Annotated in this window: 21 protein-coding genes and 1 pseudogene; 12 read left to right on the forward strand and 10 right to left on the reverse strand. The window is 62.9% G+C overall.

Annotated elements, in window-relative coordinates; all coding sequences use genetic code 11:
* Nucleotides 1-108 precede the first annotated feature (108 nt).
* Nucleotides 109-432, forward strand: coding sequence for a YnfA family protein (locus WBQ96_RS04050; RefSeq protein ID WP_336547628.1), 324 nt, complete (start codon nucleotides 109-111; stop codon nucleotides 430-432).
* A gap of 9 nt (nucleotides 433-441) precedes the next feature.
* Here WBQ96_RS04050 and WBQ96_RS04055 read toward each other — a convergent pair whose 3' ends face one another.
* A complete protein-coding gene (locus tag WBQ96_RS04055) occupies nucleotides 442-1,275 on the reverse strand; it encodes an AraC family transcriptional regulator (protein WP_336547630.1) in 834 nt (277 codons plus the stop codon).
* A gap of 86 nt (nucleotides 1,276-1,361) precedes the next feature.
* Nucleotides 1,362-1,946 carry a hypothetical protein gene (locus tag WBQ96_RS04060; RefSeq protein WP_336547632.1) on the reverse strand — a complete coding sequence of 195 codons (585 nt, stop codon included), beginning with the start codon at nucleotides 1,944-1,946 and terminating at the stop codon, nucleotides 1,362-1,364.
* A gap of 289 nt (nucleotides 1,947-2,235) precedes the next feature.
* Between WBQ96_RS04060 and WBQ96_RS04065 the strand changes: the two genes are divergently transcribed.
* The 6 genes from WBQ96_RS04065 to WBQ96_RS04090 all read left to right on the forward strand — a co-directional run bounded on the left by WBQ96_RS04065 (nucleotide 2,236) and on the right by WBQ96_RS04090 (nucleotide 8,721).
* Entirely contained in the window at nucleotides 2,236-3,726 is a 1,491-nt protein-coding gene (locus WBQ96_RS04065; protein WP_091912230.1) for a replicative DNA helicase, read from the forward strand.
* Nucleotides 3,727-3,729: 3 nt separating this feature from the next.
* Nucleotides 3,730-4,272: a DUF6584 family protein gene (locus tag WBQ96_RS04070; protein ID WP_336547635.1), complete on the forward strand. Its 543-nt coding sequence runs from the start codon at nucleotides 3,730-3,732 to the stop codon at nucleotides 4,270-4,272.
* Nucleotides 4,273-4,275: 3 nt separating this feature from the next.
* Nucleotides 4,276-5,676 carry a DNA repair protein RadA gene (gene radA, locus WBQ96_RS04075; RefSeq protein ID WP_165115528.1) on the forward strand — a complete coding sequence of 467 codons (1,401 nt, stop codon included), beginning with the start codon at nucleotides 4,276-4,278 and terminating at the stop codon, nucleotides 5,674-5,676.
* Between the two features lie 60 nt (nucleotides 5,677-5,736).
* Nucleotides 5,737-6,372, forward strand: coding sequence for a CvpA family protein (locus WBQ96_RS04080; protein WP_336547638.1), 636 nt, complete (start codon nucleotides 5,737-5,739; stop codon nucleotides 6,370-6,372).
* A 132-nt stretch (nucleotides 6,373-6,504) separates the two neighbouring features.
* On the forward strand, nucleotides 6,505-7,974 hold the full coding sequence (gene purF, locus WBQ96_RS04085; RefSeq protein ID WP_165115524.1) for an amidophosphoribosyltransferase: 1,470 nt from the start codon (nucleotides 6,505-6,507) through the stop codon (nucleotides 7,972-7,974).
* Nucleotides 7,975-8,721 carry an SDR family NAD(P)-dependent oxidoreductase gene (locus WBQ96_RS04090; RefSeq protein WP_336547641.1) on the forward strand — a complete coding sequence of 249 codons (747 nt, stop codon included), beginning with the start codon at nucleotides 7,975-7,977 and terminating at the stop codon, nucleotides 8,719-8,721.
* Nucleotides 8,722-8,733: 12 nt separating this feature from the next.
* On the opposite strand, the gene WBQ96_RS04095 is transcribed toward WBQ96_RS04090, so the two are convergent.
* Nucleotides 8,734-9,261 carry an OsmC family protein gene (locus tag WBQ96_RS04095; protein ID WP_336547643.1) on the reverse strand — a complete coding sequence of 176 codons (528 nt, stop codon included), beginning with the start codon at nucleotides 9,259-9,261 and terminating at the stop codon, nucleotides 8,734-8,736.
* A 185-nt stretch (nucleotides 9,262-9,446) separates the two neighbouring features.
* Between WBQ96_RS04095 and WBQ96_RS04100 the strand changes: the two genes are divergently transcribed.
* Together WBQ96_RS04100 and WBQ96_RS04105 are read left to right on the forward strand one after the other, a co-directional pair.
* The gene (locus tag WBQ96_RS04100; RefSeq protein WP_336547645.1) at nucleotides 9,447-10,334 is read left to right on the forward strand and encodes a DMT family transporter; all 888 of its coding nucleotides are present in this window, start codon (nucleotides 9,447-9,449) and stop codon (nucleotides 10,332-10,334) included.
* 74 nt (nucleotides 10,335-10,408) lie between these two features.
* Nucleotides 10,409-11,305: a DMT family transporter gene (locus tag WBQ96_RS04105; protein ID WP_336547647.1), complete on the forward strand. Its 897-nt coding sequence runs from the start codon at nucleotides 10,409-10,411 to the stop codon at nucleotides 11,303-11,305.
* Between the two features lie 181 nt (nucleotides 11,306-11,486).
* Here the strand turns inward: WBQ96_RS04105 and WBQ96_RS04110 are convergent, their stop codons facing one another.
* The gene (locus WBQ96_RS04110; RefSeq protein ID WP_336547649.1) at nucleotides 11,487-12,092 is read right to left on the reverse strand and encodes a nucleotidyltransferase domain-containing protein; all 606 of its coding nucleotides are present in this window, start codon (nucleotides 12,090-12,092) and stop codon (nucleotides 11,487-11,489) included.
* 597 nt (nucleotides 12,093-12,689) lie between these two features.
* On the opposite strand from WBQ96_RS04110, the gene WBQ96_RS04115 reads away from it, so the two are divergent.
* Nucleotides 12,690-14,909 (forward strand): AMP-binding protein, encoded by a 2,220-nt coding sequence (locus WBQ96_RS04115; RefSeq protein WP_336547651.1) that lies wholly within the window; start codon nucleotides 12,690-12,692, stop codon nucleotides 14,907-14,909.
* Nucleotides 14,910-15,059: 150 nt separating this feature from the next.
* On the opposite strand, the gene WBQ96_RS04120 is transcribed toward WBQ96_RS04115, so the two are convergent.
* From WBQ96_RS04120 to WBQ96_RS04140, 5 genes and pseudogenes are all read right to left on the reverse strand, one after another.
* Nucleotides 15,060-15,890: a CDP-alcohol phosphatidyltransferase family protein gene (locus WBQ96_RS04120; protein WP_336547653.1), complete on the reverse strand. Its 831-nt coding sequence runs from the start codon at nucleotides 15,888-15,890 to the stop codon at nucleotides 15,060-15,062.
* 2 nt (nucleotides 15,891-15,892) lie between these two features.
* A pseudogene (locus WBQ96_RS04125) lies at nucleotides 15,893-16,594 on the reverse strand (phosphatidylserine decarboxylase); the annotation flags it as partial.
* Nucleotides 16,595-16,684: 90 nt separating this feature from the next.
* Nucleotides 16,685-18,568, reverse strand: coding sequence for an ABCB family ABC transporter ATP-binding protein/permease (locus WBQ96_RS04130; RefSeq protein WP_336547654.1), 1,884 nt, complete (start codon nucleotides 18,566-18,568; stop codon nucleotides 16,685-16,687).
* Between the two features lie 5 nt (nucleotides 18,569-18,573).
* The gene (locus WBQ96_RS04135) at nucleotides 18,574-18,927 is read right to left on the reverse strand and encodes an ArsR/SmtB family transcription factor (RefSeq protein ID WP_336547656.1); all 354 of its coding nucleotides are present in this window, start codon (nucleotides 18,925-18,927) and stop codon (nucleotides 18,574-18,576) included.
* Nucleotides 18,928-18,989: 62 nt separating this feature from the next.
* The gene (locus tag WBQ96_RS04140; protein WP_336547658.1) at nucleotides 18,990-20,468 is read right to left on the reverse strand and encodes a LysM peptidoglycan-binding domain-containing protein; all 1,479 of its coding nucleotides are present in this window, start codon (nucleotides 20,466-20,468) and stop codon (nucleotides 18,990-18,992) included.
* A 115-nt stretch (nucleotides 20,469-20,583) separates the two neighbouring features.
* Between WBQ96_RS04140 and WBQ96_RS04145 the strand changes: the two genes are divergently transcribed.
* Entirely contained in the window at nucleotides 20,584-21,195 is a 612-nt protein-coding gene (locus tag WBQ96_RS04145; protein ID WP_165115510.1) for a TIGR00730 family Rossman fold protein, read from the forward strand.
* 15 nt (nucleotides 21,196-21,210) lie between these two features.
* Complete coding sequence (locus WBQ96_RS04150) at nucleotides 21,211-22,209, forward strand: CorA family divalent cation transporter (protein WP_336547662.1); 999 nt, start codon at nucleotides 21,211-21,213, stop codon at nucleotides 22,207-22,209.
* Here the strand turns inward: WBQ96_RS04150 and rarD are convergent.
* Nucleotides 22,206-23,123 (reverse strand): EamA family transporter RarD, encoded by a 918-nt coding sequence (rarD, locus tag WBQ96_RS04155; protein WP_336547664.1) that lies wholly within the window; start codon nucleotides 23,121-23,123, stop codon nucleotides 22,206-22,208. The genes WBQ96_RS04150 and rarD overlap by 4 nt on opposite strands.
* Nucleotides 23,124-23,130 lie beyond the last annotated feature (7 nt).

The raw sequence follows: 23,130 nt of genomic DNA on the forward strand, positions 1-23,130 counted from the left end.
CCCGTATAGTGACGGGGGAAGCTCCAACGTTAACGCCCCCTCTCCCCGTCCTTACGGGGAGAGGGTAAGGGTGAGGGGCAGTGCCAACCTCAACCGGAAGCCCCTTATATGACCATTCCCATCTTCATCGCCGCCGCGATCTGCGAGATCGCCGGCTGCTTTGCCTTCTGGGCGTGGTGGCGGCTGGAGAAATCGCCGTTCTGGCTGGTGCCGGGCGTAGTGTCACTCATCCTCTTCGCCTGGCTGCTCACGCTGGTCGACACTGAAGCAGCCGGCCGCGCCTACGCCACCTATGGCGGCATTTACATCGCCGCCTCGCTGGCATGGCTATGGCTGGCAGAAGGCGTTCGCCCGGATCGCTGGGACGTTCTTGGCGCGGCTGTCTGCATCGCCGGCGCCTCGATTATCCTGTTCGCGCCGCGCAGTGCATGAGTTGCCGCATCACCCCTTGATCGGTACCCATATCTCCAGCCCGCCATTTCCGCTGCGCGGGTCGAATTCAGGGCCGTAGCGCTCGAAATTCGGGGCATCAGCGGATTTGTATTGCGATTCCGGCAGCCATTTGCTCCAGATCGTATGCATCGTGCCGCGGATCGCCGAAATATGGTCGCGATGGGTGAACACCGCATATTTCTGCGGCGACACCCTCACGCGCTTGAACTCCTTCGGCATTTCGGAAAAGTCCGTGACCTCGACGCCGCTGACATATTCGAAGCTGGTATCGTCGAAATTGCAGCACAGGCCATACCAGGCATTCGGCACCGCGCCGGGAATGCTTCCTTCATATTCATTGAAGCGCTGCCACAGCGCCGGAATCAGATTGTTGGTCCTGTCGTATTCATAACGCTCGCCAAGGCCGGCGATCAGCATCGCCTTGCCCTCCACGAAGCGGGGTTCTTCCAGTTTGACGGTTGGTTGATCGGACATGATGATCGGCTCCACGAGTTCGATGTTGTCGATATGGCGTTGCGCGCGCAGTGCCTCGGGCGTCAGCCCGAACTGGTCGCGAAATGCCCGCGTGAATGCCTCATGGGAGCCATAGCCGGCATCGATGGCGACGCCGAGAATGTCGGGCGCACCATCTGCCAAAGCCCTCGCCGCCTCGCTTAGCCGGCGTCCGCGCACATAGCGGATGACCGACTGGCCGGTCGCGGCAACGAAGGCCCGCGACAGGTGAAAACGCGAGACGCCACCGACAAGGGCGATATCGTCGAGCGAAATCTCCTTGGCAAAGTGGCTTTCGACAAACCAGAGCGCTTTCGATACCGGGTCCATGTCACTCCCTTCAGGCAATGGCCCGATATGCCCGTTTCCGAAACCGTCCGTTTGATCGTTTTTGCGGTTCAGCGCGTTTTGCCGCCTCAGGGCTTCGCCGGCGTCACGATTTCGTAGGTGCAGGCGAAGGACGCAGCCGCGATGCGGTATGTGTCGCTGACATCATCGGGCACCTGCACGATGGCGTCGCCCGGCCTGGCGACCATCGCCTCGCCCCAGGGTGCGGTGAAGGTGAACTCATCCATCTCCTGCGGAACGATGAAATAGCCCATGTCCGAGCCTTTGGGCGAGAAAGCGCGATAGCCATTAGCGTCGGGTTCGGACTGTGCTTCGCCATAGCGAGTGGGAAACTTGGCCGCCTTGACCAGTATTTCCTCATTGCCGGTCTCCGGGCAGCGGTTGCGCACGACCCAGTCCCCCGCTTCCGCCGGCTTGGATTTCGTCTCCACGCCTTCGCCCTTGATGATGGTGACGACCACCTCCCCGGGCACGGCGGCTCGGGCATCGACGGGTTTGGTCTTGCGGGCGATGCCGGTTTTTCCCTCGCCCTTGACCGTCGCGAACAGCGCAACCTGGTCCTTGGTTGCTGCGGTCTCGGCAATGACTGAGGAAAATCCGGCTACGCTGCCCAGCAACAGGGCGGCGATAAATGCGGTGCTAGCGGCTCTCATGGTGTCGGTTCCCTGACAAAAATCGTCCCGCGCCATACCAGCATGAGCGCGTTGCCGAGCCAATGCCGTATCTAAATGACGATCGTGCAAAACAGCTGGGATATTCCTGTTTTGTTCCCGTCGCACTGCGCTATGATGTCAGCCTGATTCGCGTCAATCGGATTCTCGCCAGGAGTGGGTTTTTTCCGACCCGCTGTGAATCGCGGGCACAAGCGGGATAAGTCGGGATTTGTTCACCGCCCGCTAACGGCATCTGATACGGCAGGGAGCAGGCAAGATCGGGGAAGTCATGGCAGAGGCAGCACAGAAGTTCGGCGTGGCCGAAACACCGCTTTATCGCGAAGCGCCGAACAATATCGAGGCCGAGCAGGCGCTGCTTGGCGCCATCCTCGTCAACAACGACGCCTTCTACCGCGTTTCGGACTTCCTCAAGGCCTCGCATTTCTACGAGCCGCTGCACCGCAAGATCTTCGAGATTGCCGCCGAGATGATCCGCATGGGCAAGATGGCCAATCCGGTCACGCTCAGGAACTTCGTGCCGGCCGACCAGAAGGTCGGCGACATGACGGTCGCCCACTATCTCGCCCGCCTTGCGGCCGAAGCCGTCACCGTCATCAATGCCGCCGACTATGGCCGCGCCATCTACGATCTCGCCACGCGCCGCGCGCTGATCACGGTCGGCGAGGACATGGTCAACATCGCCTATGACGCGCCCGTCGACATGGCCCCACAGGAGCAGATCGAGGACGCCGAGCGCCGCCTGTTCGAGCTGGCCGAAACCGGCCGCTACGATGGCGGCTTCGAAAGCTTCACCGATGCGGTCAAGACCGCCGTCGACATGGCCAACGCCGCCTATATGCGCGACGGCCATCTGTCCGGCGTCGCCACGGGCCTGCGCGATCTCGACAAGCGCATGGGCGGCCTGCAGCCGTCCGACTTGATCGTGCTTGCCGGCCGCCCCGGCATGGGCAAGACCTCGCTCGTCACCAACATCGCCTTCAACGTCGCCCACGCCTATGAGCCGGCGCAGCAGGCCGACGGCTCGTTCAAGGCGGCCAATGGCGGCGTCATCGGCTTCTTCTCGCTCGAAATGTCGTCCGAACAGCTTGCCACGCGTATTATTTCCGAGCAGACCGAGATTCCCTCGTCCAAGATCAGGCGCGGCGAAATCACCGAGAACGATTTCGAAAAGCTCGTCGCCTGCTCGCAGATGATGCAGAAGATCCCGCTCTTCATCGATTCGACCGGTGGCATCTCCATCGCCCAGCTTGCCGCCCGCGCGCGCCGGCTCAAGCGCCAGCGCGGCCTCGACGTCATCGTCATCGACTATATTCAGCTCATGCAGGGCTCCTCCGCCAAGGCCTCGCAGAACCGCGTGCAGGAAATCACCGAGATCACCACCGGCCTGAAGGCGCTGGCCAAGGAACTCAGCGTGCCGATCATCGCGCTGTCGCAGCTGTCGCGTCAGGTCGAAAGCCGCGACGACAAGCGCCCGCAGCTCTCCGATCTTCGCGAATCGGGCTCGATCGAGCAGGACGCCGACGTGGTGATCTTCGTCTACCGCGAGGAATATTACCTCAAGAACAAGGAGCCGAAGCCCGGCACCGAGGAATACATCAAGTGGGAAACCGAGATGAACGACGTGCGTGGCAAGGCGGAAGTCATCATCGCCAAGCAGCGCCACGGCCCGACAGGCACGGTCTCGCTCGCCTTCACCGGCGAATTCACCCGCTTCTCCGATCTCGCGGAAGAGCATCACCTGCCGGAGAGGTTCGAGTAGCGTATGTCGGCGGACGCTGGCGCTGTTGACTTCCAGAAAGTCGATGAGGAGCTGTCATCCGGTCGCCTTTGGCGTGCAAAGGAGATGCTTCAGGGAAGGCTTACGCAGCCACTGTTCGACGAACTGTTGCTCGAAAAGTACGGCAATGTCCTTCTTTTGATGGGCGATCGGCTCGAGGCTGGACGCTATCTATTTGCTTCCGGGAAGCGGAACCCCGAATACAAAAATGCGATAGAGCTTTTCCTCTCCCGCCATAAGAACGCGGATATCGAGCAACTGATAAGTGAAATGCCCTTGATGGTACGTCGCCATCGCGACGTTCTGTCATCGATCTTGTCCAGTTCGGATTTTGCTGAGCATGGATACCCTGAAGCTGTGCGTGCTGCCTTGAGTGAAACCACTCTGCGTCCGGAAAGGCAGGTTCCCGCAACCCCTGCCCGTCTCAAATTTCTTCTTATTGTCATTGGCTTAGGTATCGCGGCCGTCTTTTTAGCGGGACTATATGTGATCCTGCGGTTCCTCATCTCAGCAACGCTAGGCTCCTGAACCATGGCTAAAACCCGCACCCAGTTCATCTGCCAGAATTGCGGCACGGTCCACACGCGCTGGGCCGGCAAGTGCGATGCCTGCGGCGAGTGGAACACGCTCATCGAGGAAGGCACCAACAGCGGCATCGGCAGCGGCCCGGCCTCGATGCGCAGCGCGCGAAAAGGCCGCGCCGTGGCGCTCACCACGCTGTCGGGCGACATCGAGGACGCGCCACGCATCGCGTCGGGCATCGGCGAACTCGACCGCGCGCTGGGCGGCGGTTTCGTGCGTGGCTCGGCCATTCTCGTCGGCGGCGATCCCGGCATCGGTAAGTCGACGCTTCTCACGCAAGCCGCAGCCGCGCTTGCCTCGCGCGGCCACCGCATCGTCTATGTCTCGGGCGAAGAGGCGGTTGCTCAGATCAGGCTGCGCGCCCAGCGACTCGGCGTTGCCAACACCGCCGTCGAGTTAGCCGCCGAAACCAATGTCGAGGACATTCTCGCCACCATCGCCGACGGCAAGCGGCCCGACCTGATCATCCTCGATTCGATCCAGACGCTGTGGACCGACATGGCCGATTCGGCCCCGGGCACGGTCACGCAGGTTCGTTCGTCGGCTCAGGCGATGATCCGTTATGCGAAATCCACAGGTGCTGCAGTCGTTCTCGTCGGCCATGTCACCAAGGAAGGCCAGATCGCCGGCCCGCGCGTCGTCGAGCATATGGTCGATGCCGTGCTGTATTTCGAAGGTGAAGGCGGCCATCACTATCGCATCCTGCGTACGGTAAAAAACCGCTTCGGGCCGACCGACGAGATCGGCGTCTTCGAAATGTCCGACAAGGGTTTGCGCGAAGTCGCCAATCCGTCAGAGCTTTTTCTCGGCGAAAGACACGCGAAATCGCCGGGCGCTGCGGTTTTTGCCGGCATGGAAGGCACGCGGCCCGTGCTTGTCGAGATCCAGGCGCTGGTCGCGCCCTCGCCGCTCGGCACGCCGCGCCGTGCCGTCGTCGGCTGGGACTCACCACGCCTCGCCATGGTTCTGGCCGTGCTGGAAGCCCATTGCGGCGTGCGCTTCGCCACCCACGACGTCTATCTCAACGTGGCTGGCGGCTACCGCATTTCGGAGCCCGCGGCCGATCTTGCAGTTGCCGCCGCTCTGGTTTCCTCGCTCACTGGTCTTGCCCTTCCCGCCGATTGCGTCTATTTCGGCGAAATCAGCCTTTCGGGTGCCATACGGCCAGTTGCGCATGCGCAGCAGCGCCTTAAGGAAGCCGAAAAGCTGGGCTTTGGACAGGCAGTTCTGCCGAAGGGCAGCGAGGAAATATCCGGAGGAATCGGGTCCGGCTCTTTCCAGCCCGCAACGCTCACGGACCTCGTGGTGCGGATTGCGGGGTCGCTTCGCCGGAACACTGACGACGACTGAACGGATCGCCGCCAGCGCGGCCCGGAAAGGCGCAAAGCGCCATCATGGAGTGGGAACGACATGCCGATTACGCTGCTTGACGGAATTCTCGTCGGCTTCACGCTTGTTTCCGCAATGCTCGCCATGGTTCGCGGCCTTTCCCGTGAGGTTCTTTCGATTGCGTCCTGGGTTGCTGCCGCTGCGGCTGCCTATTTCTTCTACCCGCTGGTCCTGCCTTATGTGCAGCCGCATCTCGACAATGAGAAGCTGGCGATGGGCGCGGCAGCCGGCATCGTCTTCATCATCGCGCTGATCGTGGTCACCGTCATCACCATGAAGATCGCCGATTTCATCATCGACAGCCGCGTCGGCGCGCTCGATCGCACCCTCGGTTTCCTCTACGGCGCGGCGCGCGGCATCCTGGTCGTTGCCGTCGGCCTCCTGTTCTTCAACTGGCTCGTCGGCTCGAACCCGCCTGCGTGGATCGCCAACGCCAAGTCGAAGCCGCTGCTGGAATCGATCGGCGCAAAGCTTGAAAACGCGCTGCCGGAAGACCCCGAAAACTCGATCCTCAAGCGCCTGAAGCCGGAAACCGGCACCGAGGCTCCGGAAGCCGGTACGGAAGCACCGACAGCCGACAATGCACCCGCAGAAGCACCTGCGGAGAATGCACCGGCCGACAACGCGCCAGCAGAGGCGCCGCCGGCGAACAACTGATTGCGTACGTCCAGGCGCCCGAAGTGGCGGCCGGACGACATGGCTGCGACATCGACGCCGATGAATTACAGGTGGCATTGTCGACGCCCTTGCCCTATATGACGCTTTTCCGACACCAGAGTCCGTGGCCCTATGGTTGACGCTGATAACTTCCTCTCCGCAGAGGCTGACGATCATTTCCACGACGAATGCGGCGTGTTCGGCATCTTCGGACGCCCGGAAGCCGCCGCGATCACCACGCTCGGCCTTCACGCCCTCCAGCATCGCGGCCAGGAAGCCGCCGGCATCGTCTCCTATGACGGCAGCCAGTTCCATGTAGAGCGCCATGTCGGCCTGATCGGCGACACCTTCACCAAGCAGTCGGTCATCGACCGGCTGCAAGGCACCCGCGCCATCGGTCACACGCGCTACGCCACCACGGGCGGCGCCGGCCTGCGCAACGTACAGCCCTTCTTTGCCGAGCTTTCCACCGGCGGTCTGGCCGTTGCCCACAATGGCAACATCACCAACGCGCTCACCGTGCAGCGCACCTTGCAGAAGCAGGGTTCGATTTTTTCATCCACCTCGGATACCGAAACGATCCTTCACCTCGTCGCCACGAGCAAGGAGCGCGACATCACCGCGCGCTTCATCGAGGCGATCCGCCAGCTCGAGGGGGCCTTCTCGCTGGTCGCACTGACCTCCAAGAAGATGATCGGCGTGCGCGATCCGCTCGGCATTCGCCCGCTGGTGCTGGGCGACCTCGACGGCGCCTGGATCCTTGCCTCCGAGACCTGCGCGCTCGACATCATCGGCGCGCGTTTCGTGCGCGATCTCAAGCCCGGCGAGATGGTCGTCGTCACCGGCAAGGGCATCGAGAGCCATTTTCCCTTTGAGCCGCAGAAATCGCGTTTCTGCATCTTCGAATATGTCTATTTCGCGCGGCCGGATTCCTCCGTCGAGGGCCGCAATGTCTATGACATCCGCAAGCGCATCGGCATGGAACTTGCCATCGAGAGCCCGATCGATGCCGATATCATTGTTCCGGTGCCCGATTCCGGCACGCCCGCCGCGATCGGATTCTCACAGCAGGCCGGCATTCCGTTCGAACTCGGCATCATCCGCAACCACTATGTCGGACGCACCTTCATTTCGCCCGGCGATTCCATCCGCCACATGGGCGTGAAGCTGAAGCACAACGCCAACCGCCGCATGATCGAGGGCAAGCGCGTGGTGCTGGTCGACGATTCCATCGTGCGCGGCACCACCAGCCAGAAAATCGTGCAGATGGTGCGCGAAGCCGGCGCCAGGGAAGTGCATATGCGCATCGCCTCGCCGCCCACCCGCGCCTCCTGCTTCTACGGCGTCGACACGCCGGAAAAGGCCAAGCTGCTGGCATCGCGCATGTCGGTCGAGGAGATGGCCGATTTCATCCGCGTCGATTCGCTCGGCTTCCTGTCGATCGACGGCCTCTACCGCGCCGTCGGCGAAGCGAGCCGCGTAGATGAACAGCCCCAATTCTGCGACGCCTGCTTCACCGGCGAATACCCCACCCGCCTGCTCGACCTCGAAGGCACCGACAATGTGCGGACCTTGTCGCTGTTGGCTACCGGCGGGCAATAAATGACTGAAATTCCAGACCTTTCGGGGCGCGTCGCGCTCGTCACCGGCGCGTCGCGCGGCATCGGCTATCAGATCGCCAAACAGATGGCGGCAGCCGGCGCGCATGTTATCGCAGTTGCCCGCACCGTCGGCGGGCTCGAAGACCTCGACGACGAGATCAAGAAGGCCGGCGGCGAAGCCACCCTGGTGCCGCTCGACCTCACCGACATGGCCGGCATCGACCGTCTCGGCGGCGCCATCAACGACCGCTGGGGCAAGCTCGACATTCTCGTCGCCAATGCCGGCGCGCTCGGCGTCATCTCGCCGCTCGGCCATGTCGAGGCTAAAGTGTTCGACAAGGTGATGGCCGTGAACGTCACCGGCACATGGCGGCTGATCCGCTCGGTCGACCCGCTGCTGCGCAAGTCCGACGCCGGCCGCGCCATCATCCTGTCGTCGGGTGCAGCACACTCCGCCCGCGCCTTCTGGGGGCCGTATGCGGCGTCAAAGGCGGCAGTCGAGGCGCTGGCCCGCTCCTGGGCCGACGAGACGAAAAACAGCGCATTGCGCGTGAATTCCGTCGATCCGGGCGCGACCCGCACGGCCATGCGCGCGCAGGCCATGCCGGGCGAAGACCCCGATACGCTGCCGAAACCCGCCGAGACCGCCGCAAAAATCCTGCCGCTGGCCAGCCCGGCGCTGACCGAGACCGGAAAGCTCTTCCAGGTCCAGCACGGCCGTTTTGTCAGCTACCGGATGCCCGAATAGGCCGCCCGACTCCTAAAGCTTCGCCGTCGGGCGATGGTTTTTCGCCGTCACCGACAGGTCTGGCTTGCTGTTGATGGTCTGGAAAACCACGCAATAGCGTTCGGTCAGCTTGATCAGCGTATCGATCCTGTCCTGCGGCTCGTCCGTGTCGAGGTCGAAGCGCAGCCTGATCGCGCGAAAGCCCACCGGCGCATCCTTTGCCACGCCCAGCGTGCCGCGGAAATCGAGGTCGCCCTCGGCTTCCACCGCCGCACCTTCGAGGCGGAATTCAAGTGCTGTCGCGACCGCCTTCAGCGTCACCCCGGCGCAGGCGACCAGCGCCTCCAGCAGCATGTCGCCGGAGCAGAGTTCGAGCCCGGTGCCGCCCGTCGCCGGATGAAGACCGGCCACCGCCAGCGCCCTGCCCGTCTCCACCTTGCAGGCGATGGATTGCTGGTCGATCGACCCCTTTGCCCGCAGCGTTATCAGCGCCTGCGCCGGGTCGTCGCGATAACCCTGCTTCAGCGGTGCCTGCAATGACTTCAGTTCGTCGGCGTTCATGCCAGCCTCCCAATTGCGCTTTTGACCGGACCATATCACGCCGGCGCGCCCTTGGGGCAGCAAGACGTGACCACGCCCTGCCCCAACGCTCGGCTGCGGCTGGCGTAGCCGGGCGGACGGCGGCAGTCGTATAGCTCGGCTGCTGCTGGTTCACCCGCCGCAGCGCCATTCCGCAGGGCCACTCCATGACCAATGCCGTCGTTCTCGACACGCGCGAAAAGATCTACGCCGGCATCATGCTCACCGGTGTCGCCTATTTCCTGTTTTCGGTGCAGGACGCCTCGATCAAGCTGCTCGTGACGGGACTTACCGTCTGGCAGATCCTGTTCTTCCGCAGCGCCACCGTGCTTGTCGGCTGCGCATTGATCGGCGGGCGCGAACTCCTCGTCCAGTCGGCCCGCTCGCCCATCGTCAAGGCGATGCTGCTGCGCAGCTTCCTGACGCTGCTTGCCTGGCTGTGCTTCTACAGTGCCGCGAAATATCTCCAGCTCGCCGAGCTCACCACCATCTATTTCGCCGCCCCGGTCATCATAACAATCATGTCGATCTTCATCCTTGGCGAGAAGGTGCCGCTGGTGCGCTGGATTGCGGTGCTGATCGGCTTCGTCGGCGTCTATATCGCCTGCGACCCGAGCAAGCTCGGCATAACCCTGCCGGTCGCCATGGTGCTTGCCGCCGCCTTCCTGTGGGCGCTGGCGATCGTCTTGATGCGCAAGATCGCGCTGCAGGAGCGCACGATGGTGCAACTCGTCCTCAACAATGCGTTTTTCCTCGTCATCGCCGGCGTGCCGATGGCCTTCCTGTGGCAGACCCCAACCTGGCAGGAAGCGTTGCTTCTCATGATCGTCGGCTCGCTCGGCGGCGTGGCGCAGTTCATGCTTTTCGAAGGCATGAAGCGCGCGCCCGTCTCCGTCATCGCGCCGTTCGAATACACCTCGCTGATCTGGGCCTTCGCGCTCGGCTACGCGATCTGGGGCGACATTCCCCGCCGCGAGGTCTTTATCGGCGCAGCCCTCATCTTCCTTGCCGGCGTGGTCATCATTGCCAGCGAGCATCTGCGCAAACGCGTATAGCTTCTTCCTCCTGACACTGCGGTGGCAGGGGCGATGCGGTAATCTGCGGTTCGCTGCCGCGTAAGGGAATAATCATGGAACTGGATCAATCGACCGAACGCATGCTCGGCGTGACGCTCGTCAGCGCCTCGGCGGCTGTCTTCGGCCTTGCCGGCGTGCTGACCAAATCGATCCATGCCGACCCACTGACGATCAATTGCTGGCGCGGCTTTGCCGGCGGATTGCTGATCACCGCCTATGTATTCTGGCGACGCCGCAAGGAAACCGCGCCTAAGCCTTTGCGCCTCGGCTGGCGTGGTTGGCTGATGGCCGTGATCGGAGCATTCGCCAGCATCGCCTTCATCGCCGCCTTCAAGAACACCTATGTCGCCAATGTCGCGATCATCTACGCCACGGCGCCTTTCGTGGCCGCACTTCTGGCCTGGCTTCTTGTGCGCGAACGTGTTCGCTCGCAGACCATGCTCGCCGCCTGCCTGTCGCTCGCCGGCGTCGGCCTGATGGTGTTTTCCGGCATCGGCACCGGCCGGCCATTCGGCGACGGGCTGGCACTGCTGATGACCTTCTCCAGCGCGCTCTACATGGTGCTGATCCGGAAATTCCGCGACACGCCGGTGGTGTGGGCCGGTGCGGTGTCGGCCTTCCTGCTTTTCGTGCTGGGCTGGTTCGTCACCGATCCGCTGGCCATTTCCGCGCGCGACGCCCTGCTTCTTGCGGCTTTCGGTGTATCGTTCGCCCTTGCCTCCGTGCTTTGGACCGAGGGCTCGCGGCTCATTCCCGCCGCCGAGGCCGGCTTGCTCGGCTCGGCCGAAGTGCCCTTCGCCATTTTCTTCGGCTGGCTGTTCCTGTCCGAACTGCCGCCGGTCGCAAGCCTTGCCGGCGGGGTCATCGTGCTTGCGGCGGTCTTTGCCCATGCCGGCCGAGACTGGCAGGTGGCGCGCCGGATGCGCGTTTCAGAGATGAAAAGCGCGTGATTTCAGACATTTGCAAGAGCTCAAAAATTTCTTCAAGAAAGATTCTTTTTTTGGGAACCAATTTGCGGAGCGTGCGTTGTTGATGCTGGACGGGCTGTCCCCTTATGCCCAACCCCCCGCCCGTCCCCCTTACTCCAAAGCCGGTCCCTCGTGGCCGGCTTTTCTTTGAAGTGCGGCGCTTCTACAGCGCCTGCGCCCACTCGTGACCGGGATGGGTAATCTCAAGACAGGCTTTCAGCCATGCACGCTCCGATGCTTCCAACTTCGGTACGGCATTCTCAAAGTCGATCTCATCCTTGCTGCGCCTGTGCTTTGCCTTGAACAGCAGGATGGCCGCCGGCTTTAGATAGGGAAGCCCATCACAAGTCATGTTCACTATTTCAGCGCGCGGCCGGGCAATAGCCGGGTCTCTCTTGTAGACCCAACCGTCCGGCGATCCCGGCTCGATCATCATGTCCACGCGCCAGCACCTTTGCTCGACGTCCTGGCACCATATCTGGGAAATGGTCGCCGGCGGCGCTGCATCCGTCTGCAAATACTCAACAATCCCGTCTCCGGCCGTGTAGAATTCCAGGCCCTTCAGCGCTTGCCGGAAGGTCGCGAGGTCTTCACGCAGGATCGTGAACTCAAGGTCCTCATGATCGCGCGTCTGGTATCCATGCCAAAGGTCAAGCGCCCAGCCTCCAACGATGCACCAGGGCCTGGAAACGCCGCTCAGGCAGCTTGCAAGTTCGGTCGGATGCCAGGCCCGCCAGGCGTCATGAGCGAGTGCTTGTTGTGGAGTCATGGAACTGTCCGGGCTTTATCTGCTGTGGCTGATTTTACGCCTGCGTCGCTTCAAAGAGCTTTCAGCCGTACAAGATTTTCGGCGTGAAGGCGTGGAAAGATTTTCACCCAATTTCCACTCAACCCATTGTTCTCATTAGACCTGAACATTTTTTCACGCCCGATTTATCCACACCCCAAACGCTGCCCGCATAATCTCCGCGTCGCCCTCACGGGAACACGGGTCATGAACCGGATGAGCGTGGAGGGGACGGCGTCCGGGCTGGTGGCACTACGGTGGTGCTGCTGGGTGATGAACCCCTAAGCCCGGGTCTTAGCGGCGGCTGGCCACGCGAATGTGGAGGCGACTGAGCGGGACAAGAGCGTCGGCGGGCGCATGGCAAGCGTCACATAAAACTAAAAAGACAGGCGCAAGCCATGCGTCCGCTTTCCCACTTCAATAGCCAGACGCAGAATGCGGGCGTGGTAATGAACAAGTGCGTCGAGGCAATGAAATGCGAGACCGAGACGACCTCATTGACCTTCCCGCAGCATCGTCTAGTTTCCTGATCGAAGCGGTCGGAAAGAGCCGCCCAAAAACATGCGTTGGGAGTGAGGCATGATCCTGACCGCAAAGATCGCCCTTTGCCTGCTTCTGGCCTATCTGGCGGCAGCACTTTGGCAAAAGGTGCGCCTGGGGATGACGTTTCATCAGGCACTGCTCTACCTGCCGCTCAAGCTCATCTATCGGGTGCGCGACGGCAAAATGCGGGCGGCGCGAGATGCGGCAGCACCGGTTATCTACGTCGTCACCCACCAGTCGCGGCTCGATCCCGCGCTCATGCTGGCGCTGCTGCCGGAAAACACGCTGCACATTCTCGACGAGAGGTCGGCCAGATCGCACTGGCTTGAGCCATGGCGGGAACTGGGCCGCACCATCGCCTTCAACGCCGAGCATGTCTTCGTCAGCCGCCGGCTGGTGCGCGTACTGAAAGGCAAGGGCCGCCTGGCCGTCTACATCCCCGCCGATGTCGAGCCGGACGTGAAATCCTTCCGGCTTTACCGTGCCGTGGCGCGCATAGCGCTTCAGGCCGACGCGAAGATCATCCCGGTCTTCATCGACGGCGCGCGCCACCTGCCCTTTTCGCTGACACCGCGTGAAAAAGCGCCGCGAAGCTGGTTTCCGAGGCTGACCGTCAGCACGCTGGAGCCGATGACGATCCAGCAGATGGTCGGCGATACTGACATGCGGCCATCTGATGCGCTGTTCGATCGCGTCGCCGAGGCGCGTCTTGCCGCCGCTGATCCCAAACGCAGCCTGTTTCAGGCCGTCCGCCACGCAGCCTTCCGCTATGGTGCCGGCCACCCTATCGTCGAGGATGTGGTCAGTGGCGCGCTGAGCTACCAGCGGCTGCTTATCGGCGCGCGGGTGCTGGGCCAGCGCTTTGCCCGCCTCAGCGCCCCCGGAGAGGCCGTGGGCGTGCTCCTGCCCAACACCAACGGCATGGTGCTTTCGCTGCTCGGGCTCGTTTCGGCAAGCCGGGTTGCTGCCATGCTCAACTACACCGCCGGACCCGCCAGCGTCACCGCCGCCGTGCGCACCGCCGTCATCCGCACCATCGTCTCCTCCCATGCCTTCATCGAGAAAGCCGGCCTGGCTGACATCGTTGAGGCAGCGGAAAAAGGCGGCGCGAAATTCGTCTGGATCGAAGAGCTGCGCGACAGCACCAGCCTGTTCGACAAGATCGCCGCAAGCTGCCTGTACTGGTGGCCGGTTCACAGCCAGGACGCGGACAAACCGGCCGTCATCCTGTTCACCTCCGGTTCGGAAGGCACGCCGAAGGCGGTGGTGCTTTCCAGCCGCAACCTCGTCGCCAATGCCATGCAGGCCGAGGCCCGCATCAATATCGGCCCCGACGACAAGCTGCTCAACGTGCTGCCGGCCTTCCATTCCTTCGGGCTGACCGGCGGCACGATCCTGCCCCTCGTCTCGGGGGTGAGGCTGTTCCTCTACCCCTCGCCGCTGCACTACAAGATCATCCCCGACATCGCCGCCAAGATACGGCCGACCGTGATGTTCGGCACCGACACCTTCCTCGCCGGCTATGCGCGCAATGCCGATGGCGACGAGTTTTCGAGCCTGCGCTTCGCGGTGGCCGGAGCCGAGCCGGTCAAGGCCGACACGCGGCGCATCTGGCGCGAGCGCTTCAACGCCGAGATCATCGAGGGTTTCGGACTGACCGAGGCCGCACCGGTCGTGTCGGTCAACACGGTCACCCACAATCGCGACGGCACGGTCGGACGGCTGCTGCCGGGCATGCGGATGCGGCTGGAGCCGGTCGAAGGCATCCCGGAGGGCGGCAGGCTCTGGCTTCAGGGGCCCAATGTCATGCTCGGCTATATGACCGCCGACCAGCCCGGCGTGCTTCAATCGCTGGGCAGCGGCTGGCACGACACCGGCGACATCGTTTCCATTGACCGCGAAGGTTTTTTGACCATTCGCGGCCGCGCCAAGCGTTTTGCCAAGATCGCCGGCGAGATGGTGTCGCTGGATGCTGTCGAGATGCTGGTGCAGTCGCTGTGGCCGGAAGAGCATCACGCCGCCGTCGCCGTGCCCGACAAGCGCCGCGGCGAGCGTATCGTGCTCATCACCACCGCAGGCGATGCCGATCCCTCGCTGCTGCGGCAGTACGGCAAATTGTCGGGTGCCGCCGAACTGATGGTGCCGCAGGACATCGTCAAGGTCGGCGAGATCCCGCTGCTCGGTTCCGGCAAGACCGACTATGTGTCGGCCCGCAAGCTGGCGATCGAGCGCCTCGGACTGGAGGCTGCTGCCTGAGAGACCGTTTGCAAACTCTACCCTGCCGGCCATCTGACGCAGTTTTCTGCGCTTCCGGTGCTCACGTACCCAAATGTACGCTCCGCTCCGGTTCTCGAAAACCACGCCATATGACTCGGCAGGGCGAGTTATCAAACGATCTCTACCGCCCTATTCCGTCTTGGGCGGTGCGGCTGCGGCGGCTTCCTTGGCCTTCGCTTCCTCGAGCCGCGAGCGGCGCGAATAGGCGCTGGCGCTGAGCGGCAGGAAGCAGAGATAGGCGATCACCGAGACAGACAGCGTCTGCCACGGGAACGTCACCAGCAGCAGCACGTAAAGCACGACACCGAGGATCAGCGGCAGCACCTTGTCGCCCGGCACCCGCCATTTCTTGCCCGAATAGACCGGCCAGCGGCTGACCAGCAGGAAGGCGATCAGCACCGTATAGCCCGAGCAGATGAAGCCAAAGGTTCGGTCCGGCGCAATCGCGCCGATGAACACCAGATAGATCGGCAGCATGACGATGGCAGCACCCGCCGGTGCCGGCACGCCGACGAAATACTCGGCCTGCCATGCGGGCCGGTCCTGATCCTCGTCCAGCACATTGAACCGCGCCAGCCGCAGACCGCAGGCGATCGCAAACAGAAGCGCTGCGATCCAGCCGAACGATCCGGCGCGATCGAGCAGGTAGGCATAGAGAACCAACGCCGGCGCCACGCCGAAATTGACGATGTCGGCCAGCGAATCCATCTGCGCGCCGAATTTGGACGTCGCCTTGAGTGCCCGCGCGATGCGACCGTCGATGCCGTCGAGGAAGGCTGCGATCAGTACCATGACGACGGCTGTCTCGAAGCGAGCCTCGAATGCGAGGCGGATTCCCGACAGGCCGGCGCAGATCGCCAGAACCGTGATCAGGTTCGGCAGGACCATGCGCAGCGGAATCTCCCGGATGCGCGGTCCGCCCCGGCCGTGCGGCTCGAAATGCTGGAAGGGTGCGGGCACCGTTACGAGACCCGCACGAGCGGGGTCGCGACCCCGCCGCCGAATTCGGCAAGGATGGTTTCGCCGGCAACCGAAGTCTGGCCGACCGAAACGCGCGGCGTGGCGCCGAGCGGCAGGAACACGTCCACGCGCGAGCCGAAGCGGATCAGCCCGAAACGCTCGCCGACGGCGATGTTGCTGTCGGTATCGGCCCAGCAGACGATGCGACGTGCCACCAGCCCGGCGATCTGCACGGCGGCGACCGTGCCATGAGGGCTTTCGATGACGAGGCCGTTGCGCTCGTTCTCGCTGCTGGCCTTGTCGAGCTCGGCATTGAGGAACTTACCCGGGCGATGCTCGATGCGGGTGATGCGCCCGCGCACCGGCGAGCGGTTCACGTGGCAGGAGAAGACGTTCATGAACACCGAGATGCGGGTCATTTCGGCGGTGCCGAGGCCAAGTTCGCGCGGCGGAACCGCAGGCCCGACGGCCGAGACCACGCCGTCGGCAGGGCTCACGACCAGTTTGTCGTCCACCGGCGTCACGCGCACCGGGTCGCGGAAGAAATAAGCGCACCAGGCCGTCAGGATCAGCCCGATCCAGAACAGATTGAGCGAAAAATAGCCGAGAATCAGGGTGGCGGCGGCAAATGCGCCAATAAAGGGATAGCCCTCGCGGTGTATGGGCACGAACGCGTTCTTGACGGTGTCAACGAGGCTCATCGGGCGGGGGCGGCTCCAATTGGATTGCCGGCCTGCTTACCGGAAACGGCCGCCCGCCGCAACGCAACATTGCAGTGATGCGACTTGGCGTGATCAGACTTCGGCGGTCCGCCGGCGCACGACGACGCCAAGTTCGTCGGTTTCGCGAGCAATGCGCAGCCGCTCCTCGGCCTCGGTCGCCTCGCGCTGGCGCGCCCACATCGAAGCGTAGAGCCCGTCCTTGCGCAGCAGCGACAGATGCGTTCCGCGCTCGGCGATCTGGCCGCCCTTGAGCACGATGATCTCGTCGGCGGTGATAACCGTGGAAAGGCGGTGGGCAATGACGATCGTGGTGCGGCCACGGCTGACGAGATCGAGTGCGGCCTGGATTTCCTGTTCGGTGTGGGTGTCGAGCGCGGAAGTCGCCTCGTCCAGCATCAGGATCGGCGGCGCCTTCAGGATGGTGCGGGCAATCGCCACGCGCTGCTTTTCGCCGCCGGACAGCTTCAGCCCACGCTCGCCGACCATGGCTTTGTAGCCGTCCGGCAGGTGCTCGATGAAGGGTCCGATCTGCGCCAGTTCGGCAGCCTTGAAGACCTCCTCGTCGCTGGCATCGGTGCGGCCATAGCGGATGTTGTAGGCGATGGTGTCGTTGAACAGCACCGTGTCCTGCGGCACCATGCCAATGGCAGCACGCAGGCTCTCCTGGGTCACGTCACGAATATCCTGCCCGTCGATCAGGATTGCGCCTTGCTGGATGTCGTAGAAGCGGAACAGAAGCCGCGAAATCGTCGATTTGCCGGCCCCCGAGGGCCCGACGATTGCGACTGTCTTGCCGGCCGGAACGTCGAAGCTGACGCCCTTCAGAATCGGCCGGGCCGGATCATAGGCGAAATGCACGTCGCGGAACTCGACCTTGCCCGCCCCGACAGCCAGCGGCTGCGCATCCGGTCGGTCGAGCACCTCCTGCCTGACGTCGAGAAGATCGAACATCTGCTCGATGTCGGTCAGGCCCTGCCGGATCTCGCGATAAATGAAGCCGATGAAGTTCAGCGGCACCGAAAGCTGCATCAGCATGGCATTGATGAAGACGAAATCGCCGATGGTCTGCGTGCCGGCCATGACCTCGCGCGCCGACATCCACATCGCGACCGCCATGCCGACACCGAAGATGGCGCCCTGCCCGAAGTTCAGCCAGCCGAGCGAGGTCCAGGTCTTGGTGGCGGCGCTCTCGTAGCGCGCCATCGAGCGGTCGAAACGCTCGGCCTCCATGCGCTCATTGTTGAAATATTTGACCGTCTCGAAATTGAGCAGCGAGTCGATCGCCTTGGTGTTGGCGTCAGTATCGGAATCGTTCATCTCGCGGCGGATCGAAATACGCCAGTCGCTCGCCCACACCGTGAACCATGTGTAGAGCGCCACGGTGACGGCGACGACCACCACATAGAGCCAGCCATAGGCGACGGCGAAGATCACTGCCGTCAGTGCAAATTCGAGAATGGTCGGCAAGGTGTTGAGGATGGTGAAACGAACTATCGTCTCGATGCCCTTGGTGCCGCGCTCGATGATGCGCGACAGGCCGCCGGTGCGCCGCTCCAGATGGAAGCGCAGCGACAGATTGTGCATGTGCACGAAGGTGCGGAAGGCAAGCTGGCGCACCGCGTGCTGGCCAACCTGTGCAAACAGCGCGTCGCGCAGCTGGTTGAAGCCGAGCTGTACAAGCTTCACCACATTGTAGGCGATGACCAGCATGACCGGCGCCAGCAGGAAATCCGGCAGCGGCGGTGCCGGCGCCTGGTCGCCGGCGAGCGCGTTCGTCGCCCATTTGAAGAAATAGGGCACCGCGATCAGCACGAATTTGGCGACGAACAGGTAGAACGTCGCCCACACCACCCGGGCCTTGAGATCAGCGCGATCGGCGGGCCACATATAGGGCCACAGATTGAGCAATGTTTTGAACGTTGTGCCGGAATCGGCGGAGACGGTCTTATCGGCCAAGAGTTTTACGCCTTTGAATTTCGGTCGTCGCGACTGGCGCAGCAATCTTCAACCAGAGCAGTCACAAGCCCGGAAAATCCGGCCAGTGCCTGCCGGTCGATCTCATAGCGCGACCGCTGCTTTTCGGGGGAAAACCGCACCAGCCCCGCCTCGACCAGTATTTTCAGATGCTGCGACACCGTCGACTGCGCCAGATCCAGCTGCCCGACGACATCCTTGCAGCAGCATGCCTCGCTGCCTGAGAGGTAGCGCAGGATTTCTATGCGCGTCGGATGTGACAGCGCCGCGAACCGCAACGCCACGGCTTTCGTGGCGGCAGAGCTGCAGGCATGGAAATCGGAAGCAAGAGGAGCATTCATCGTTCATCGTCGATAAACGATGAATGTGGTCCTCACAAGGCTTTTCCCGTAGAAGGCGGTTTTTACTGCGTGGTGGTCGTTGCCTGGTCGCCGATGGTCTTCATGTCGGCGGCTTCGCCCTTGTCGGTCTTTTCAGGCACCTTGAAGACCTGACCCGGCCAGATGCGATTGGGGTCGCGGATCTGTTCCTGGTTGGCGAGATAGATCGTCGAGTATCGCACGCCTAGGCCATAGACCCGGCGCGAGATGCGCCAGAGCGAATCGCCGCGGCGGATAATCACCGCGCTATCGACGCTCTGGAGTTTTGGTGACAGCGCTTCCGGTGCGGCTGCCGCGATCTCGCCGGAGCCGGCAGGCGGCGTAACTTGTGCCTCGGCAGTAGCAGCCGGCGCGGTGCCCTGTGCAGGCGCTGCGGCCGATGTTTCCGGCTGCGCGGGTTTTGGCTGCTCGGCGGGGTCGGTGGGCGCGACTGCCGCAACCGCTTCTCCCGGCTCACGCGTGAACGGCACGGCCGCACGGGCCGCAACCTTTACGCCATCCGGCTCAAGCCCGTCGACACGGACGATGTAATCGCCGACCGGCAGATCGCGCTCGGTTTCGATCAGGAAGCGTCCGCCCGGCGACGTAATCACTTCGCCCAGCAGAATGTCGTTGGCATAGGCGCGCACCTTGCGTCCCGGATCGGCAGCGCCGGCGATGAAGACCTTGCGGCCCTCGATCTCCACGGCTTCAACCTTCACCGTCGGCCCGCTTGCTGGTGCGGGAGCCGCTGCCGGCTTTTCCGGCTGGGGCGCAGCTGCCGCCTGCTGGCTGGCTGGCTGCTCGGTGGTAGGCGCGGCGGCGGTTTGCCCTGCCGGCGCTGTTGCGGGTGGCGTCGGAGCATTTTCCGTCGCAGCGCTGCCGGATTCTGTGGGTTTCGCCGCCGACTCAGGCTCCGGAATCGAGATCAGCTTGCTCGCAGCACCCGGCTGCTCGACGAGTGCCAGAACCTGGCCGCTCTTGTTTTCGGGGATGGAGACGACCGCGGTCTCGGGCGATGTCGCCACGACATTGTCGGGCGTCGTCGAGCGAAGCACGATCTGATGATCGCCGGGCTTCAAAGGCTCTTCGACCACGACGGCGAAATCGCCTTCCGGCCCGGCGATACCGTTGCCGATGATCTTGGAACCGATGACGATTTCCACTTTCGAATTGGGTGCCGCCTTGCCGGCGATCACAACCGAACCATCCGGCTCAGCGCGAACGACGTCGAAGGACGGCACACTAATTCCGGGGGCGACCACGGCACCCGCGCCTGCGGCAGGCGCTTCGGCAGCAGGCTGTTCCGCCTTGGGCGCTTGTGTTTCAGGTGCTGCCGGCTGAGACGGCAATCTTGCCGCCTTGGTATCGGCCTCGGGCGCTTTTGTGTCGGTCAGTGAGGCAGCCATCGGGGGCGCCTTGCCCAGATAGGGATCCAGCGCACCAGACACATAGGCCGTTCCGACCGCAGCGGCCGTGCCGCCGGCCAAAAACAATAAAGCCCTGATCGCTGTAACTGCCATGTTTCCCTACCCTTTAGCCACCTAAGGCGGGTCTACTCTGTTTTCACGAAGCCGACAAGAAAAAGCCCTAAGAAGGTCTTGACCTAAGTTACGCAGGCAATCACCAATCAGTTGCATGAACCCGATTCGATCCATTTGCGTTTATTGTGGCTCATCGCCGGGCCGCAGCGACGTTTACCTCAAGGCCGGTCACACGCTTGGACGCTCAATTGCTGAAGCGGGACTGCGCCTCGTTTATGGCGGCGGCACCAAGGGCATCATGGGAGCTGTGGCCGATGGCGCTATCCGGGCCGGCGGCAAGGTCACCGGCATCATTCCGCGTTTCCTCATCAACAAGGAAGCGACGGAAAACGCTCTGGGCCGTCTCGATGAACTGCTCATCACCGAGAACATGCATGAGCGAAAGCACATCATGTTCGAAAAATCGGACGCATTTGTGGCACTGCCCGGCGGCATCGGAACGGTGGAAGAGATCGTCGAGATCATGACCTGGGCGCAGCTCGGCCATCATCGCAAGCCTATCGTCTTCGGCAATATCGAGGGTTTCTGGAACCCGATGCTGGCGCTGATCGACCATATGAAGGCCGAGGGCTTCGTCCACACCACGCATCTGGTCAATCCGCTGGTCGTGGACCGGGTCGAAGCGATCGTCGCCGCCATACTCGCCGAAGGTGCTGCGGTCGATTCGCCGACGACCGGCCTGCAATCGGTCATCGACAAGCTCTGACGCGCAAGAAAACCAATGGCGGATCGCGCGCAATCGTCCGAAACCGCCAAGACACCGGAGCTTGACGACGAAGGTCTCGTGCTCGCCTTCGATTTTGCAGCTGATGGCTATCAGACCGAGGATGCCGGCGCTGCAAGCTGGAACTGGAAGAACTATTCGCTGACCGACGCGCGCGGCAGGCGCAAGATCGAGGGGCTGGAGAACCTGCCGGCAATCGTCCGCGCCACGCTGCTTGCCGGCGACGACACGCTGCACATGGACTACGACGAGGGCTGGCTGCACGGCGCCATCACCGACACCCGTCACAAGCACTATACCGACGCCCGCGAAATCGGGCAGTTGCGCTTCGCCTTCAACGAAACCCTGCTCATCAGCGCCCGCCGGCACCCGTTGCAGTCCGTCGATGATGTTCGCCGCGTCGTCGAACAGCGCAAAAAGCCATTTCGCTCGCCGAGCGAGCTCATGGAAGCGATCATCGTCAACAGCGTGAACAGGCTTTCGGGCGAACTGATCAAGATTGGCGACGAGTTGGATTCGATCGAGGACAGCATCGTCGGCGACGCCTGGCATGGCGAGCGCGAGCGCCTGACGGCGGTCAGACGGCAACTCGTCTTCATCCACCGCCATGTCGCGACCGTCTCCGGCCTGCTGCGGCATGTCGAGCACATGCATGACGACGAATTGCCGCCTGCCCTATCCAACACCGTCTCACGGCTGGCGCAGCGCTCGATAGCACTCCTGCACGACAGCGAGCAGGTGCAGTCCCGCGCCCGCCTGTTGCAGGATGAGCTGATCGCCAAGCTGGGTGCGGAATCGAACCGGCTTCTCTACGTGCTTTCGGTGATGACGGCTGTTCTGCTCCCGATGACGATCATCTCCGGCCTGTTCGGCATGAATGTCGGCGGGCTGCCCTTCATGGAAAATCCCGAAGGTTTCTGGCTGGTGGCCATCGGCTCGGGCCTGATCGCGGCGATCGTCTATTTCGCGGTCAGGCGGATCGGCGGAAGGAACTAAACCGGCTCGGTTACGGGCTCGGCCCGCCGGAAGAACATCGACCAGGTGTAGATCGCCAGCGCCGCCCAGATCAGCAGGAATGCGACGATGCGCACGCCGCTGAAAGGTTCGCCGAAAATGAATACGGCAATCAGGAAGACGATGGTCGGCGCGATATATTGCATCAGGCCGATGGTGGAGAGCCTGAGCAGCTTGGCGCCAAACGCGTAAAGCAGCAACGGCACTGCCGTGACGGGGCCGCAGCCGAGCAGCAGGGCGATATCGTAAGGGTTCGAGGCCAGGAAATGCCCCTCACCCCGCGTCTGCAGCCAGAAAATATAAGCAAGTGCCGGCACGAACAGGATCAGGATTTCGAGGAAAAAGCCCTGGCTCGGGCCGATCGGCAAGGTCTTGCGCAGATAGCCATAGAGCGCAAAGCTGATTGCGAGCGCGAGCGAAACCCATGGCAGGCCACCGGAATCCACCGCCAGAATAACCACGGCCAAAACCGCCAGCCCGACGGCGGCGATCTGGAAGCGGTTGAGCTTTTCGCCAAGCAGCACCGCGCCCATGACCACGCTGACCAACGGGTTGATGTAGTAGCCGAGCGCCGTCTCCACCGCCCTGTCGGAGGCGATCGCCCAGACATAGATGCCCCAGTTGCAGGTGATGATGGTCGCGGTAAGTGCTGCCATCATGATTGTACGGGGCGAACGAAGCGCGGTTTTCACATCCGCCGTGCGGCCAAGCAGCAGAAGCACGACGCCGGCAATCGGCAGCGACCAGACGATGCGGTGTGCGACGACCTCAACCGCCGGAATGTAAGCAACGGCTTTCATATAGAGCGGCAGCAGGCCCCACAGCAGATAGGCCGAGAGCGCGAAGGCAAAGCCGCGCGTGGCTGCGTTTTCCGAATCCGAAGTCTGCGTGGTCATGCGGCCT

The organism is Mesorhizobium sp. CCNWLY176 (assembly GCF_037153935.1).
Taxonomy (GTDB): domain Bacteria; phylum Pseudomonadota; class Alphaproteobacteria; order Rhizobiales; family Rhizobiaceae; genus Mesorhizobium_M; species Mesorhizobium_M zhangyense.

Bases quoted from the DNA above. Each gene is read 5' to 3' on its own strand.
- WBQ96_RS04145 (WP_165115510.1), top strand. From the start codon at position 20,584: ATGAACCCGATTCGATCCATTTGCGTTTATTGTGGCTCATCGCCGGGC.
- WBQ96_RS04090 (WP_336547641.1), top strand. From the start codon at position 7,975: ATGACTGAAATTCCAGACCTTTCGGGGCGCGTCGCGCTCGTCACCGGC.
- WBQ96_RS04050 (WP_336547628.1), top strand. From the start codon at position 109: ATGACCATTCCCATCTTCATCGCCGCCGCGATCTGCGAGATCGCCGGC.
- WBQ96_RS04080 (WP_336547638.1), top strand. From the start codon at position 5,737: ATGCCGATTACGCTGCTTGACGGAATTCTCGTCGGCTTCACGCTTGTT.
- WBQ96_RS04060 (WP_336547632.1), bottom strand. From the start codon at position 1,946: ATGAGAGCCGCTAGCACCGCATTTATCGCCGCCCTGTTGCTGGGCAGC.
- WBQ96_RS04070 (WP_336547635.1), top strand. From the start codon at position 3,730: ATGTCGGCGGACGCTGGCGCTGTTGACTTCCAGAAAGTCGATGAGGAG.
- WBQ96_RS04115 (WP_336547651.1), top strand. From the start codon at position 12,690: ATGATCCTGACCGCAAAGATCGCCCTTTGCCTGCTTCTGGCCTATCTG.
- WBQ96_RS04140 (WP_336547658.1), bottom strand. From the start codon at position 20,468: ATGGCAGTTACAGCGATCAGGGCTTTATTGTTTTTGGCCGGCGGCACG.
- WBQ96_RS04135 (WP_336547656.1), bottom strand. From the start codon at position 18,927: ATGAATGCTCCTCTTGCTTCCGATTTCCATGCCTGCAGCTCTGCCGCC.
- radA (WP_165115528.1), top strand. From the start codon at position 4,276: ATGGCTAAAACCCGCACCCAGTTCATCTGCCAGAATTGCGGCACGGTC.
- WBQ96_RS04105 (WP_336547647.1), top strand. From the start codon at position 10,409: ATGGAACTGGATCAATCGACCGAACGCATGCTCGGCGTGACGCTCGTC.
- rarD (WP_336547664.1), bottom strand. From the start codon at position 23,123: ATGACCACGCAGACTTCGGATTCGGAAAACGCAGCCACGCGCGGCTTT.
- WBQ96_RS04065 (WP_091912230.1), top strand. From the start codon at position 2,236: ATGGCAGAGGCAGCACAGAAGTTCGGCGTGGCCGAAACACCGCTTTAT.
- WBQ96_RS04110 (WP_336547649.1), bottom strand. From the start codon at position 12,092: ATGACTCCACAACAAGCACTCGCTCATGACGCCTGGCGGGCCTGGCAT.
- purF (WP_165115524.1), top strand. From the start codon at position 6,505: ATGGTTGACGCTGATAACTTCCTCTCCGCAGAGGCTGACGATCATTTC.
- WBQ96_RS04100 (WP_336547645.1), top strand. From the start codon at position 9,447: ATGACCAATGCCGTCGTTCTCGACACGCGCGAAAAGATCTACGCCGGC.
- WBQ96_RS04150 (WP_336547662.1), top strand. From the start codon at position 21,211: ATGGCGGATCGCGCGCAATCGTCCGAAACCGCCAAGACACCGGAGCTT.
- WBQ96_RS04095 (WP_336547643.1), bottom strand. From the start codon at position 9,261: ATGAACGCCGACGAACTGAAGTCATTGCAGGCACCGCTGAAGCAGGGT.
- WBQ96_RS04055 (WP_336547630.1), bottom strand. From the start codon at position 1,275: ATGGACCCGGTATCGAAAGCGCTCTGGTTTGTCGAAAGCCACTTTGCC.